Below are 716 nucleotides of genomic sequence, written 5' to 3' on the forward strand. Positions count from 1 at the left end.
CCGGTGAGCGTGGTGTTCTGCCAGGTGCTGCTGTCGGAGTTGGACTTGCTGCTGCCCACGCTGGCTTCGGCATACACGTACACGCCGGTCTGCGCGCCGAGCGATACGCCCACGCCTACTTCGGCGCCTGCGTTGTTGCTCTTGCTCTTGTCCTGGAGGTGCGCCTTGCCTGCTTCCAGCAGGATGTCGCCGGCCGAATCCAGCGCCAGCGTGTTGCCGGCACTGAGGTTGCCCTGCACCACGTGGATGTCGCCGCTGGTGCTGGTCAGGTTGACGTTGCCACCGCCCTGGATGGTGGAGCCGCGCGAAACGGTACTGCTGCCCTCGGCGCTGCTGCTGGCGGACTTGAAGCCGATGCCAGCTTCGGCGCTGAACAGCGCTCCGCTGCCGGCACCCTTGGTGGCGCTGACAATGGCACTACCGGCTTGATACGCATTGGCACCGGCCGCCATACCCTGCATCGCCCGCAGCCGCCCATCGGACTGCCGCGCCGAGTCCACGTTGTTGATCAGATCGATGAAGGGCGACTTGATCCGAGCGAACACGCCGATCTTCAGGTCCTTGTCGCTCTGCGAGTTGTAGCCGGTCTCGTTGGCGGTGAGCAGTTCGATCTCCGCCGCAGTGATATTCACATCCTGCGCGGCCACCACGTTGCTGGCGATCTGGGTGTACTTGCCGCCCGCGCCCAGGTTCACGTTGCCGCCCAGGCTGCCCAC

General features: G+C 65.4%; 1 protein-coding gene. It reads right to left on the reverse strand.

What is annotated here, in order from left to right; translation table 11 throughout:
- A partial coding sequence (locus ACTJI4_RS18275; protein ID WP_440870149.1) for a hemagglutinin repeat-containing protein occupies positions 1-716 on the reverse strand: 716 nt, incomplete at both ends.

The sequence above is a fragment of the Stenotrophomonas sp. 22385 genome (assembly GCF_052045085.1).
Lineage (GTDB): Bacteria > Pseudomonadota > Gammaproteobacteria > Xanthomonadales > Xanthomonadaceae > Stenotrophomonas.